This window comes from Bradyrhizobium commune, assembly GCF_015624505.1.
GTDB lineage: Bacteria > Pseudomonadota > Alphaproteobacteria > Rhizobiales > Xanthobacteraceae > Bradyrhizobium > Bradyrhizobium commune.
On record NZ_CP061379.1, the window covers coordinates 6,819,989 to 6,833,704 of the forward strand.

The 13,716-nt window shown below is 65.0% G+C and carries 9 protein-coding genes; 7 read left to right on the forward strand and 2 right to left on the reverse strand.

Annotation, left to right across the window (positions count from 1 at the left end; genetic code table 11):
- Window positions 1-80: 80 nt before the first annotated feature.
- The gene (locus IC761_RS32045; protein ID WP_438265066.1) at window positions 81-1,052 is read left to right on the forward strand and encodes a glycosyltransferase; all 972 of its coding nucleotides are present in this window, start codon (window positions 81-83) and stop codon (window positions 1,050-1,052) included.
- 18 nt (window positions 1,053-1,070) lie between these two features.
- On the opposite strand, the gene IC761_RS32050 is transcribed toward IC761_RS32045, so the two are convergent.
- Window positions 1,071-2,099 (reverse strand): glycosyltransferase family 2 protein, encoded by a 1,029-nt coding sequence (locus tag IC761_RS32050; protein WP_195800621.1) that lies wholly within the window; start codon window positions 2,097-2,099, stop codon window positions 1,071-1,073.
- Window positions 2,100-2,499: 400 nt separating this feature from the next.
- On the opposite strand from IC761_RS32050, the gene IC761_RS32055 reads away from it, so the two are divergent.
- The 5 genes from IC761_RS32055 (at window position 2,500) to IC761_RS32075 (ending at window position 8,261) form a co-directional block, all read left to right on the forward strand.
- A complete protein-coding gene (locus IC761_RS32055) occupies window positions 2,500-3,285 on the forward strand; it encodes a class I SAM-dependent methyltransferase (protein ID WP_195800622.1) in 786 nt (261 codons plus the stop codon).
- Window positions 3,286-3,582: 297 nt separating this feature from the next.
- Complete coding sequence (locus IC761_RS32060) at window positions 3,583-5,877, forward strand: exopolysaccharide transport family protein (RefSeq protein ID WP_195800623.1); 2,295 nt, start codon at window positions 3,583-3,585, stop codon at window positions 5,875-5,877.
- On the forward strand, window positions 5,870-6,679 hold the full coding sequence (locus IC761_RS32065; protein ID WP_195800624.1) for a WecB/TagA/CpsF family glycosyltransferase: 810 nt from the start codon (window positions 5,870-5,872) through the stop codon (window positions 6,677-6,679). The genes IC761_RS32060 and IC761_RS32065 overlap by 8 nt, the downstream gene beginning before the upstream one ends.
- 17 nt (window positions 6,680-6,696) lie before the next feature.
- Window positions 6,697-7,689, forward strand: a complete 993-nt coding sequence (gene galE / locus IC761_RS32070) for a UDP-glucose 4-epimerase GalE (protein ID WP_195800625.1) — start codon at window positions 6,697-6,699, stop codon at window positions 7,687-7,689.
- Window positions 7,690-7,919: 230 nt separating this feature from the next.
- Window positions 7,920-8,261 carry a hypothetical protein gene (locus tag IC761_RS32075; protein WP_195800626.1) on the forward strand — a complete coding sequence of 114 codons (342 nt, stop codon included), beginning with the start codon at window positions 7,920-7,922 and terminating at the stop codon, window positions 8,259-8,261.
- Here IC761_RS32075 and IC761_RS32080 read toward each other — a convergent pair.
- On the reverse strand, window positions 8,235-12,350 hold the full coding sequence (locus IC761_RS32080) for a bifunctional diguanylate cyclase/phosphodiesterase (RefSeq protein WP_195800627.1): 4,116 nt from the start codon (window positions 12,348-12,350) through the stop codon (window positions 8,235-8,237). The two genes, IC761_RS32075 and IC761_RS32080, sit on opposite strands and share 27 nt — an antisense overlap.
- Window positions 12,351-12,643: 293 nt before the next feature.
- Here IC761_RS32080 and IC761_RS32085 point away from each other — a divergent pair, with 293 nt between their 5' ends.
- Window positions 12,644-13,696, forward strand: a complete 1,053-nt coding sequence (locus IC761_RS32085; protein ID WP_195800628.1) for an Ldh family oxidoreductase — start codon at window positions 12,644-12,646, stop codon at window positions 13,694-13,696.
- Window positions 13,697-13,716 lie beyond the last annotated feature (20 nt).

Genomic DNA, 13,716 nt, shown 5'->3' on the forward strand with positions numbered 1-13,716 from the left:
TATCATCCGCAACGGCCGAGACTGCGATCGCAGCGACGAGACGCGGCCCGGTTAACAGTTCATTAACGACGAGCCATCGCTTGACCACAGCCGACGCTACGCTGGATGCACCGACCGCAACGTCCGCGGCGACGGAAGCGCGCGCCATGTCGGCTGTGGTGTCAGTCGTTGTTCCCGCCAAGAATGCCGCGATCTTCATCGGCGAAACGATCGACAGCGCGCTCATGCAAAGCGGTGTCGACGAAATCATCGTCGTGGACGACGGCTCGACCGACGATACCGTTGCCATCGTGCGGTCAATCGACGATCCGCGGCTGCGCCTGTTGAGGAACGACGCCACCGGCGTGTCAGCCGCGCGAAACCTCGGCGCCCGCAGCGCACGCGGGGACTGGCTGATCTTCCTCGATGCCGACGACCGCCTGCGCGCCGGCGCCGTCACGACGCTGCTCAAGGCAGCCAAGGCCGCACCCCGCGCGGTTCTGGTCTATGGCGACTACAACACGATCGACAGCGCCGGGCAGGCGATCGGTCGCCGCGGCCTCCTCAAGGGCCGCCAGAAGCCGTCCGGCAACGTGCTGGAGCGGCTCGCGAGCGGCAATTTCATCGTCAATGGCGGCATCATGCTGGTCCGCGCCGATGCGTTCCGGACCAGCGGCGGTTTCGACCATTCGCTGAGATATTGCGAGGACTGGCATTGCTGGTGCCGCCTCGCCGCGATCGGCGAATTCGCCTACGTGCCAAAGCTTCTGCTCGACTATCGCCTGCATACGGCCAACACCATGAATGCCGCGGTGCGGACGCCGGAGGATTTTTTCCCGGCTGTCGCGCGCGTGTTCAGCGATGAACTGATCCTGACGAAGCTGCCCGACGGCTCAGCACCCCGCCTGCGGCAGGCGGCCGAAATCCATCTCGTGACCTATTCGGCGACGCAGGCCGTTCGCTTCGGCAGGTATCGCGAGGCTCTCGCTTATCTCGGCATGGTCGGCCGGCGGTCGCTCAAGGCGGTGCCGCGGTCGGCGGCCAAGATTGCGCTTGCCTGCATTGGCATCTAGACGATCGGCCTCACGGCGTCAGGACGCGATCTTCGTCGCCTCATAGGGCTTCTGCTCAATGCCAAAAGCAGCGAGCGCGGCACCTAACGCGACCATGACCGGATGCATCGCGACCACGGCCTTCGAGTTCGTCAGCAGACGTGCGCCGCGAACCACCGACAGCGGCAGCCGTCCGAGCATCTGCGCAAACACCCGCACCCGTCCTGCCGCAGTCCGTGCGGCCTTGGACTGCACGCGATAATTGATCGCACCGATACGCAGGCCCCGCTTTGCGATCCAGCTGATGCTGGTGCGGTTCTGCGGCACGGTCTCGGTGATGACGGCCTCCGCCGTCCAGTGGAAGGTCATGCCGGCGTCGCGGCAGCGCACGAAGAAGTCGCAATCGCCGCCGCCGAGAAAATTGAAGCGCAGATCGAAGGCCGGACTGCCGAGCCGGTCGAACGCGGCGCGCGTGATCAGGCAATTGCCGCAGCCATAGATCAGCGGCACCGCACCCGTATAGTCGTAGGCGGGACAGAAGGCGGGATGACGCGCGAGCCAGGGCTGGCTGCCGTCGTCGAACATTGGCAGCACGGGACCGCCGACCACGTCGGCACCGGTTGCCTCCGCGGTGCGGGCCATCAGCTCGAGCCAGTCGGGCGAGGCGATCTCGTCGTCGTCGATCATGAGGAAGCGGGTTGCGGCCGGAAACAGCGCCTGCGCCGTCTCGAACGCGGCGTTGATCGCCTGACAATTGCCCTGCCGCCTCTCGACCAGGCAGATGCCCTGGAGCTTGCCGGCGGCGAGATATTCCGCGGCGACCGGCGCGCTCTCGCGCTTGGCGGCATCGTTCTCGACCATGACGACAGCGAAGGAGCGCGCCGTGCGCTGGTTCACCAGCGAGTCCAGTGTCAGCCGCAGATGCTGCGGGCGGCGGAAGCAGGGAATGCAGACGACGATGCCCACCGACAGGTCGATGACGCGCGAGCTCGCCGCGACCTCACGGTTGGGATCGCGCAAATTTTCCGAGATCCGGCTGGCGGACAGGTCTGTCGGGATCAGCGTCATTGCGTCCTAGATGCCTGAGATATGTTGAAAAAGCCCTGCCGCATGCACCGACGCCGTCCCGCGACGGCACAGCGCCGCGAGACAGATGCGTCCCGAAATGAGTAACCGGCCCTGGCCGCAAGTCGCGTCGCGCTGCCGATCTTCCGGCAACGCAAACGTCCCACCATGCGCTTAACCGCTTTCGCGTGTTTTCCCTGAAAATCCATGCGCGCGTGCTACTGCAATTTGCAGTCCACAACAGCTGCGACGCCGCGATGCGGACGATGCCGTAGTTAACGCAGGGTCGCATTAACCCGAACGTAAGCACCGCGACCGGTGACACCATGCGGCATCAGATTTGCTCTTCGGACATGCGAGATTTTTCCTGTAAATTTGAGTCGAACAAGCGCGGTCAGAGAACATGAACAAATCAGCCACGATCGATTTCGCGACAGCCACCAACGCCCCGACACAGAGCCAGGCCCTGCTCAACCTCGTCGCAGGCGAAGCCCGCGACAGCCTGCTCGGTGTTCACGAAGTGCTTCGCCGCGAGCTACCGCAAGGCCCGCTTGCGATCTACGAGGCCGGCGGCGGCTCGTCGAGCTTCCTGCCGACCGACGTGCTCGGCCGTAGCCACGTCACCGTGGTCGACATCGACGAGGACCAGATCCACAACAACACCTACGCGCAGGACGCGATCCTCGGCGACGTGCAGACCTATCGCTTCGGCCCCGACACTTTCGATGTCGTGATCTGCTACAACGTGATCGAGCACCTGCCCGACGTCGAAGCGGCCCTCTTGAACTTCCGCGACGCGCTCAAGCACGGCGGCATGATCCTGATCGGCGCGCCCAATCCGCACTCGCTGTCCGGCGTCGTTACCAAATACTCGCCGCACTGGTTCCATGTCTGGTTCTACCGGCATATCCGCGGCATCAAGAATGCAGGCCTGCCCGGCGAGCCGCCGTTCCCGACCTTCTTCCATCCGCTGGTGACGCTGTCCAGGCTCGAGGCGTTTGCCGCCGCCAATGGCCTGGAGATGGTCTACCGCCGCGAGGTCGAAAGCCCGCGCTATCCCGAAATGCGCCTGCGCAAGCCGCTGTTGGCCGCCCTCGTCGACGCCGGCGCCGCGGTGATGAACGCCGGGCTTCCGCGCGGCACTGACGTCCGTCGCGGCGACTATCACGTCATCCTGCGAAAGCGCTGACAGCCATGCGCGTACAGCCCGGCCATGACGTTGCGAGGCCGGACGCACGCCTGCCGGACGGCATGCCCGGTAACGAACCGTTAATCATCGAGGGAGCGACGCATCGAAAGCGTCACAACGACGCCGCAAACAGCGGCCTGCGCTTAAACGCTTTGTTTGCCATTTCGGTGAATAGTCCCTCAATGAGTATGGTTAATTTTCCCTGTTGCGTTGATTGGGCACCTATATCCCGGGTGCATGGCGTAGAGCGAAGAGTAACCCCTCAGCCTGCGGCAGCTGGAATGGAAGCTGGGGATCATGCTTGACTATAACCAGCCGATAGATCGGGCCAGAAATCCGACCCGGTCGGAGGCCCCTCAGCAGAGATCCGAGGCCAGCTTCAACCTGCTGGAGCTCGTCAGCCTGCTATGGCGGCGCAAGATTGCGATAGCCGCGGCTGCCCTGATCGGCGCGAGCCTTGCCGTGACCATCGGCAAAAGCCTGACGCCGCGCTACACCGCAACCGCCCAGCTCTACGTCGATCCGCGCGAGCTGCAGCTCGTCGATCGCGAGCTCACGCCGCGCGCCCAGGACGTCTCCGGCATGTCCATGGTGGTGGAGAGCCAGGCGCGCCTGATCACCTCCAACAGCGTGCTGCTCCAGGTCATCCAGCAGGCCAATCTCGACAAGGATCCAGAATTCGGCGGTGGTGGCAACGGCAAGAGTCTGATGTCGTCGCTGCTCGGCCTGATCGGCCTCCAGCTCCGCGCGCCCTCCGTCGCAGAGACCAGGGAAGTGCAGCTCGCGGCGCTCGACGCGCTGAACAAGCACATCACGATCCGCAAGGGCGAAAAGAGCTTCATCGTCGACATCGAAGTCTGGTCGACCGATCCGGCCAAGGCGGCGATGCTCGCCAACACGCTGACCAACACCTATCTCACGGAGTCGCGCAACTCGCAGGCCCTCGCCGCCCGGCGCGCCACCAGTGAATTGTCCGGCCGGCTGAAGGAGCTGCGCGAACGGCTGCGCAACGCCGAGACCGCGCTTGCCACCTACAAGGCCCAGAACAATTTCGTCGGCACCCAGGATTCGCTGATCTCTGACCAGCAACTCTCCTCCAGCAATCAGCGGCTCTCCGCGGCCCGCGCGGCGACGATGGACGCGCAGGCGCGGCTGGACCAGATCGAGGCGAACAAGCGGACCGCTGCGGATGCAGGCGCGATCCCCGAAGCGCTGCAATCGCCGACGATCGCGAACCTCCGCGCGCAATATGCCGACGCCCGCAAGAAATACGCGGAGCAGACCGCCGAGCTCGGGCCGCGTCATCCGGCACTGCGCCAGACCGAGAAGCAGGTCGAGGATCTCAAGCGCACGATCAGCGAGGAGATCGACCGCTTCGCCCAATCCGCCAAGAACGATTTGACGCGCGCGCGCGATTACGAGGCCTCGCTCAACCGGGCGCTGGAAGTGCAGAAGCGGCAGAGCGTCCAGCTCAGCCAGGCCGCGGTCCGCCTGCGCGAGCTCGAGCGCGAGGCCGATGCCAGCCGCGATGTCTATCAATCCTTCCTCAAGCGCTCGCGCGAGACCGAAGAGCAGGAGACGCTCAACACGTCGGCCGCCCGAATCATCGGCGAAGCAACGGTGCCGCAACGGCGCTCGTTCCCGCCGGCGATGAGCCTGTTCGCCATGATCGGCTTCATCTTCGGCGCGCTCGCCGCCGCGAGCTGGTTCGTCACAGCCGAGCACCTGCTCGCCGGCGCGACCTCGCCCGAACCGACCCGCCGAGAGCGCACGCCGGCGCCGGACGCTTCCAGGGCGACACCGGACAATGGCGCGCCGCCGCCACCGCTTGCGCTGGTGGAGAAGCCCCTGATCGCACGCCTCCAGGAGGCCGACGTCATGCGCACGCTCGGTGCCATTCTCGTCACCGGCGGCGGCGTCGATCTCACGCGGCTGGGCTGGCCGACGCTGCGCCCCGGCTTTCCGCTGACGACGCTCTTGAACGCTTTGCGCGACATGCGCGCCGCGATGGCCCGCCGTGCCGGCGGCAAGCCGATGCCGGTGATCGCGCTCGTCGGCACCGGTGAGACCGTCGGGCGCAGCGTGACCGCCCTGAACTTCGCGCTCGCCGCAGCCCGCGACGGCAGCCGCGTGCTGATGATCGATGCCGACCACCAGGCGCACGCGCTTTCGAACAAGGTCAACCGCGCCGGCAGGAGCGCACCGGCTAAAGTCGGCTGGCTCTCGATCGGCGGCAAGGCCGCGCGCGAGATCGAGACCGTCAACGGCGTCTCGGTTCTACCGATGGCCGAGACCGATGCCGGCAAGGCCACGGACACGATCCGCAAGGCGATCACGCAGGCTCGCGCTGCCGGTGGCCATGATCTCATCATCCTCGACGGCCCCGCGATGCCGCTGTCGGCTGCCGGCCGCAAGCTGCTCGAGGCCACCGATGCGCTCGTTGCGGTGCTGCCGACCAGCCTCGACATCAACGACAGCATGGAAGACATACTGACCGCGCTCGGCGGCGCTCAGCGCAAGCTCGTCGGCGTCGTGCTCGACGAGCTCACCCCCGCATCCCAAACGCGCCAGCGAGGCAGACAATATGCTTGAGCGCCGCGTCAATCTGGACGGACGGGCCGCAACCGCCGAGGTGCCGCGGATCACCGTCGGCGGCCTGCGCATGGCCGCGCTCGACCTGGAAGCAACCGCCGATTTCATGATCGAGGCCACCGACCCGCGCCATCGCATCGGCCGCCCGCTGTTCCTGACCTCGGCCAACGGCGAGGTGCTGGCGCGCTGCTCGACCGAGCCGCAGACCGAACGCCTGTTTCGCGCCGCCGACCTGATCAATGCCGACGGTCAGCCGCTGGTGGCGGCCTCAAGACTGCAATCATGGTTCCCGCTGCCGGAACGCGTTGCGACCACCGACCTGTTCCACGTCGTCGCGCGCAAGGCGGAGGCCGCCGGCCGCACCTTCTACATGTTAGGCGCCAGCGAGGAAGAGAACGCCACCGCGGTCAGGAAAGTCCAGAACTTGTATCCGAAACTCAAGATCGTCGGATACAGCCATGGTTATCTCAGCGGCGATGCCTTGCGTGCCAAGGTCGAGGAGATCAACGCACTCGCGCCGGATTGCCTGTGGGTCGCGCTCGGCGTGCCCAGCGAGCAGGCCTTCGTCGAGGAGTTCACGCAGCTGCTGACCAATGTCGGCGTCATCAAGACGTCGGGCGGCCTGTTCAACTTCCTGTCGGGCAGTCGCTCCCGTGCGCCGAAATGGATGCAGAAGGTCGGACTCGAATGGGCTTGGCGCACCTGGCTCGAACCGCGGCGCCTGTTCTGGCGCTATTTGACCACCAACCCCCGCGCGATCTATCTTCTCTTCAGCCGCAACCGGCCGTTTAATAATCGCTGAAAAGAGCAAAAGACGACATGACCGACCGACCGACTGTCCTCGTCACGGGAGGCGCGGGCTATATCGGCTCGCATGCCTGCCGCGCTTTGGCCGCAGCCGGCTACCAGCCGGTCGTTTATGACAATCTTTCGACAGGTCATCGCAGTTTCGTTGCCGGCCCGCTCGCAATCGGCGACCTGCTCGATGGCGCCGCGCTTGCGCGGGCCTTTGCAGACCACAAGGTCACGGCGGTGATGCATTTCGCGGCAGCGAGCCTCGTCGGCGAATCCATGACCGACCCGCAGAAATACTACATCAACAATGTGCAGGGCACGTTGTCGCTGCTCCAGGCGATGCGCAACGCGGGCTGCCACCGCATCGTGTTCTCATCGACCGGCGCGGTCTATGGCAACGCCGATTCCAAGGAACTGCCGGAAGATTTTCCCTGCGCGCCGATCAATCCCTATGGCGCCTCGAAATGGATGATCGAGCGCATGCTCGCCGATTATCGCACGGCCTATGGCTTCGGCGCGTTCTGCCTGCGCTATTTCAATGCCAGCGGCGCCGATCCGGCCGGCGGCATCGGCGAATTGCGCGACAACGAGACGCATCTCATTCCGCGCGCGATGATGGCGTTGCAGGGTCATGTCGACTTCGCCGTGTTCGGCGACGATTACGACACACCGGACGGCACCGCGATCCGCGACTACATCCATGTCACTGACCTCGCCGCAGCGCATGTCGCGGCGCTGAAGCTGCTGGAAACGGGCCAGGCTGGCGGCAGCTTCAATCTCGGCACCGGCTCCGGCTTCTCGGTGCGCGAGATCCTGACCGCGATCAGGCAGGAGACCGGGCGCGAGGTGCCGCACACCGTCAAGCCACGCCGTGCCGGCGATCCCACTTATCTGGTCGCAGACCCCTCCGCCGCGCGAAAAGTGCTGAATTTTGTGCCGCGCCATTCGGACCTGCCAACCGTGATCCGGACCGCCTGGGCCTGGCACCAGACGGCGCATCCGCTCAAGGCGCGTTAAGCAACCGTAACATCCGTACCTTGCCTGCCGTGCCTCCGAGCGGCTAGAATGGCTGTTCGCTGCCGCCGTTTGCGCTTCGCCGACGGCCGCATTTTCAGGCATCGCCGACGATGATGTCGGCCTGCATGGCTTGGCCAGCTTTGTGCCAGCCGATTTTTCCGAGCGTCAGGACCTCGATCAAGTCTGCGTATCGACCTGTCATCAGGCTCGGATCAAGGAGTATCGACCCTATGCATCAGGCTGCCCGCCTGGAGTTCGAGCGCGCGATGGAAGAGTTCGTTCGTTGGCACGTCGTGCCCGAGGGCGAACGATCGCCCGCGCCAGCCTGGTGGTGGGGGCCGGCCATGGCCGTGGTCGACGATCATGAGCCGATGAGCGGGACCTGGTGTTGTGAGCTCGGCTTATGCGCGGGCGCAAGCTTCGCCGACGGTGCGCGCACGATTCTGGCGCTGTTCGTCGAGCAGACGTCGCTGACGGGCCCCCAGGATTTTCCGAGCAAGGCCGAGAGCGGGGATCACGAGGTGCGCGAGTTGCACCCGCAGCCGTCAGACGACAGCGCGTTTCAGCCGTAGCGCCGCGGCCTCATTGGCGGCCGAATCCGGCTCCGGCTGGAGCGGCGGCGCGACGAGCAGCTCCATTGGCCGCAACAGCTCGGCCACTTGCCGCGCCGGCAACGGCTTGGAAATCAGGAAGCCCTGCATCTCGTCGCAACCATGGGTGCGCAGGAACGCCTCCTGTTCGGCGTTCTCGACACCTTCGGCGACGACGGTCATGCCGAGCGCCTTGCCCATGCTGATGATCGCCTGCGCGATCGCCTGATCCTCCGAATCCTGCGGCAGGTCGCGCACGAAGGAGCGGTCGATCTTGATGGTGTCGATCGGAAAGTGCTTCATCAACGACATCGACGAATAACCGGTGCCGAAATCGTCGATGGCAAGCCGGATGCCGCGGCTCTGAATCGCATCGAGCACCTTCAGCGCCCGTCCGACATTGCGCATCATCATGCTCTCGGTGACCTCGAGCTGGAGCAGCACCGGCGACATGCCGCTAGCCGCAAGCGCCTCGTCGACGTCCTGCAACAGATGCTCGTCGACGAACTGCCGCGGCGACAGGTTGACCGCCATCGACAGCGGCAACAGGCCGCGACGCTGCCAGGCCATGGCCTGCGCGCAGGCCTCCTTCAACACCCAGCGGCCGATCGGCACAATCAGTCCGGTTTCCTCGGCGAGCGGAATGAATTGCGCCGGCGAGATGTTGCCGAGATCGGGATGGGTCCAGCGCAACAGTGCTTCCACGCCGGTGATCTGGCTGGTCGCCATGTCGACCTTGGGCTGGTAGTGCAACGAGAACTGCTCGCGCTCCAGCGCCCGGCGCAGCGCGCTTTCGAGCGAGAGCCGCTCGATCGATTGCGTCTTCACTTCCTTGGAGAAGAAGCGATAGCCGTTCTTGCCGTCCTCCTTGGCGAGATACATCGCCATGTCGGCATTCTTGGTCAGCGTCTGCGCGTCGGCGCCGTTGGCCGGATACATCGCGATGCCGATCGAGGCCGTGGTGTGGCACTCATGGCCGGCGAGCTCCATCGGCTTGCCGAGCGCGGCCAACAGTTCGGTCGAGATGCGCTGGACGTCGTCGATCTCGCCGCACTGGTCGAGGATCACGACGAACTCGTCGCCGCCGAGTCGGGCCACCACGTCGCCCGCCCGCAGCGCATTGCGCAAGCGATCTGCGACTTCGAGCAGCAGCAGATCGCCGGCCTCGTGGCCGAGCGAATCGTTGATGACCTTGAAGCGGTCGAGATCGATGAACAGCACCGCAAAGCGGTGATCGTGGCGTTGCGCGGTCTCGATCGCCTCGCGCAACAGACCGTTGAACGTCTCGCGGTTCGGCAGATTGGTCAGGCTGTCATGCGACGCAAGGTATTCGATCCGCTCGTCGGCCTTGTTCTTCTCGTCGGCGCGATCGAAATTCTCCATCGCAAAAGAGACGTTGTCGGCGAGACGCTGCAACAGCTCGGAGAATTCGGCGGTGAAGATGTCCTTCTCGATCGACATGTAGATCATGACGCCGACGGCTGCGCCGTGAATCAGCAGTGGGAATGCGGCGCCCGCCCGTGCGCCATCCTTGCGAACGAGGGCGTGGAACGCCGCAACGCGGCTGTCGCTCAGATAGTCATTGCTGATGCAGGGCTGCCGGGTGCGGAATGCCGTGCCTGCCATTCCCTTGCCCTCCGGGCGTTCGGGATCGGTCGAAAGGCGGGTGTGACGCGTCGTCTCGGCCGCGGGACCCGCGGCCGCAACGATCTCGAGCAGGTCGCTGCCGGGTTTCGCAAGCGCGATGGTGGTTGAGGTGAATTTGCCGCCGGCCGAGGCCGCCCGACAGACGAGGTCATAGAGCTCGTCGCGGGAATTCGCCCGCATGATCGCCTCGTTGGTGGCGCTCAGCGCCGCGAACATCCGCGTCAGGCGCTCCTTCTGCGCCTCGGTGCGGGCCTTCTCCTCGGCGCGGTCGAAATTGTCGAGCGCGAAAGAGACGTTTTCCGCGAGGCGTCCAAGCAGCTCCACGAGATCCGGCGTGAACGTATTCTCTTCCGGTGCCAGAAACAGCAAAATGCCGATCGGCTCCTCGCCAGCCCGCAGCAACGGAAAGCTGGCGGCCGCTCTGGTTCCATCTTCGGTCGCCTTGACGTGCCAGTGGGCGGACCGCGGGTCGTTCAGATAGTCGTTGATCACGCTGGGCGCGCGGGTCCGCAGCGAAATCCCGATGATTCCCTGCCCCTCGGGATGATCCGCGGACACATGACATGTGCGCCGAACCATGCGCTCCTGCAGACGTCCCTTCACGGCAACGACGCGAACAAGCTCTTTTGCCTCATCGAGGATGCCGATGGTCGTCGAGGCAAACACGTCGCCAAGCACGGCGGCCTGACACACCACCTCGAACAGCTCTTCGCGCGTCTTGGCGCGCATGATGGCTTCGTTGGTGGCGCTGAGCGCCTCGAACATGCCGCTGAGACGGTTGCGTTGCCTGTCGGCCCGTGCCTTGTCTTCGGCCCGATCGAAATTCTCCAGCGCAAAGGTCACGTTGGCCTGGAGGCGTTGCAGCAGCTCGACGAATTCGGGCGTGAACGCGTCGCGTTCCGGCGAGTTGAACAGAAGCACGCCTTCGACGCGGTCGCCATTGAAGAGTGGCAGCGCCGCGGAGGATCCGATTCCGTTGCGGCGGGCATTTTCCTGCCAGGGTCTGATGCGGTCATCGGCCAGCACGTCGTTGCTGATGGCCGGCTGGCGCGTACGGTAAGCAGTGCCGCTCAATCCCCGGCCCTCGGGGATCTGATCGGAGGTAGAGAGCTTGAACGTGCGCACCACATCCGAGTTCGGGCCGTAGCTGGCAACGACGCGGAGTAATTCGGCGTCGTGATCGACGAGCGTGATGTTGGCCGACGTGAACTTGGCGCCCTTCGCCGTCGCCTCGCAGACGAGGTCGAACAGCTCGGACCGCGACCGCGCGCGCAGGATCGCTTCATTGGTAGCGCTCAACGCTGCGTACATGCGCGCCAGGCGGTCCTCCTCGGCGGCAATCCGCGCCTTCTCGGCTTCGCGCTCGAAATTGTCGATGGCAAAACAGACGTTTTCGGCGATGCGCAGCATGAGGGCGACGATCTCCTCGTCTTTCGCCCAGGACTGGCTGAGGAAGGACAGGATGACACCGATGCTTTCGCCGTGCCTCGTCAGCGGTGCGACGATGCAGGCGGCGACACCGGTGTTGATGTTGGCTTGCTCCCACGGCGTGCCCTTGGTGCGGTTCGCCAGATCGCGTTCGACATGCGGCTTCTGCGAGCGGAACACCTGACCGGAGATGCCGCGGCCATAGGGATTGTCGGGATCGACGGAGTAGCGGGTCTGGGTGACGATCTCCATGTTCTGACCGGTGCCGGCAACTGGCACCAGCCAATGGGAGTCCGGCTCCTTCAGCAGAACAAAGGTCGCCAGCGACTTGCCGCCATGCACGGAGGCATCGCAGACGAGCTGATACAGCTCCTGCTCGTTCTTGGCGCGCAGGATGGCTTCATTGGTCGCGCTCAACGCGCCGAACATGCGATTGAGCCGCCGCGTCGCGCGGTCGCCGGCCTGGCGCGCCGTCTCTCGCGCGAAATTGTCCAGGGCATAGGAGATGTTCGCCGACATGCGCTCGAACAGCGACACCATCTCGGCGTCGAGCGAGCCGGCTTCGCTGCGGGTCACGAACAGAACGCCGACGCTCTCGCCGTTGCAGAGCAGCGGCAGCGCCGCCGCAGCGCCGATATGGGCCCTGCTCGCGCCCTCTCGCCACGCCAGCGAGCGCGGGTCGTTCAGATAATCATTGCTGATGCAGAGCTTCTGGTTGCGGAAGGCCTCGCCACCGACGCCCGAGCCTTCCGGCGTGCCGTCTTCCGTGGTGATCTCGATTGCATTCAGGCGCGCGACGTCCTCGCCGCAACCGGCGGCGAAGCGCAGCCGTCCGCGCTCCGGCTCCACGAGGAACACGGCAACGGCCATGAAGTCTCCACTCGCAAACCCGGCGTCGCAGACCTTCTGGTACAGCTCATCCGGCGATTTCGCGTAGAGGATCGCTTCATTGATGGCGCTCAACGCCGCAAAGGTGCGCGCGAGTGTCGTCGGCACGATCTCAGCTCCCGGGCATTTCTGCCTTTTTTTCCCGGATGCCTTTATGAGGGCCGATCGCCTAAGTGGTCGTTATTGCGCGCTGGAAACCAGCGATCACAGTGAATGAGCTGCGAACGACGAGCGCAAATCTGTCGGGAATACCGCCGCGCGGGAGGAATCCGCAACCAAAGGCGCGTTCTCTTTACGAATTTGCAGCCCTGTATTGGTTTACGGGAGATTGATATCGGCGCGGCGCTTTGAGACGATGGCTCGCAACAACGCCCGCCAAGGGCTGTGACCGAGGGAACGCCATGCCCATCGTCAAGGCCGATCGCCTCACTTGCGTCAGCGCCGCGCTGCTCCGCGCCGCCGGCGCCTCCAAGGAAGAAGCCGACGCCGTTGCCACGGGCTGCGTCAACGCCAATCTCGCCGGCCACGACTCCCATGGCGTGATCGCGGTTCCGACCTATATCGACCGTATCAAGGCGGGGCACATCGTTCCCGGCGCCAAATGGACCATCGTCCAGGAATCGCCAACCACGACCGTCATCGACGGCCATTGGGGCTTCGGCTTCCACGTCAATGCCAAGGCGATGGCCCTGACCATCGAGAAGGCGAAGACGGCCAACGTCGCCGCCTGCACCGTGTTCCGGCAAAGCCATGTCGGCCGCCTCGCCGCCTATCCGCTGATGGCGATGCGCGAGGGCATGATCGGCATTGCGACCGCTGACTCCGGCCGCTCGCCAAAACACGTTGCGCCGTTCGGCGGCAAGGAGGCGCGGCTCGGCACCAACCCGATCTCGATCGCCGTGCCGTCCGATCTCGATACGCCGTTTTATCTCGACATGGCGACATCCGCGGTCGCGGCGGGAAAAATCCAGCTCGCGGTCGCCCGTGGCGAAGAAATTCCGACCGGATGGATCATCGATGCGGAGGGACGGCACACCACCGATCCGACCCAATACCGCAAGGGCGGCGCATTGCTGCCGCTCGGCGGCACCGAGGGTTACAAGGGCAGCGGGCTGGCCGCCATGGTCGAGGTGCTCTGCGGCCTGCTCACCGGGCTCGGCTTCGGCGTCGAGCCGACCGGGCGGCACAATGACGGATGCTTCATGGCGGTGTTCAACGTCGCCGCGTTCCGCCCGCTGAAGGAGTTCAAGCGTGAGGTCGCGGAGTTCGCGCGCTATCTGAAATCGACGCCGCCGTCCGAGGGTAGCCAGGGCGTCTACTATCCGGGCGAGATCGAGGGCGTGCGCGAGCAACAGCGGCTGCGCGACGGCATCGCGGTCGAGGACGCGACCTGGGACAGGTTGCGCGCGCTGGCCCGCGATTACAGGCTCGACACCGTCCTCGATCTGTCCTGACGCAATTCGGAGAACAGCAG

Coding starts and splice junctions, on each gene's coding strand:
- galE (WP_195800625.1), top strand. CDS start 6,697: ATGACCGACCGACCGACTGTCCTCGTCACGGGAGGCGCGGGCTATATC.
- IC761_RS32085 (WP_195800628.1), top strand. CDS start 12,644: ATGCCCATCGTCAAGGCCGATCGCCTCACTTGCGTCAGCGCCGCGCTG.
- IC761_RS32075 (WP_195800626.1), top strand. CDS start 7,920: ATGCATCAGGCTGCCCGCCTGGAGTTCGAGCGCGCGATGGAAGAGTTC.
- IC761_RS32055 (WP_195800622.1), top strand. CDS start 2,500: ATGAACAAATCAGCCACGATCGATTTCGCGACAGCCACCAACGCCCCG.
- IC761_RS32050 (WP_195800621.1), bottom strand. CDS start 2,099: ATGACGCTGATCCCGACAGACCTGTCCGCCAGCCGGATCTCGGAAAAT.
- IC761_RS32060 (WP_195800623.1), top strand. CDS start 3,583: ATGCTTGACTATAACCAGCCGATAGATCGGGCCAGAAATCCGACCCGG.
- IC761_RS32065 (WP_195800624.1), top strand. CDS start 5,870: ATGCTTGAGCGCCGCGTCAATCTGGACGGACGGGCCGCAACCGCCGAG.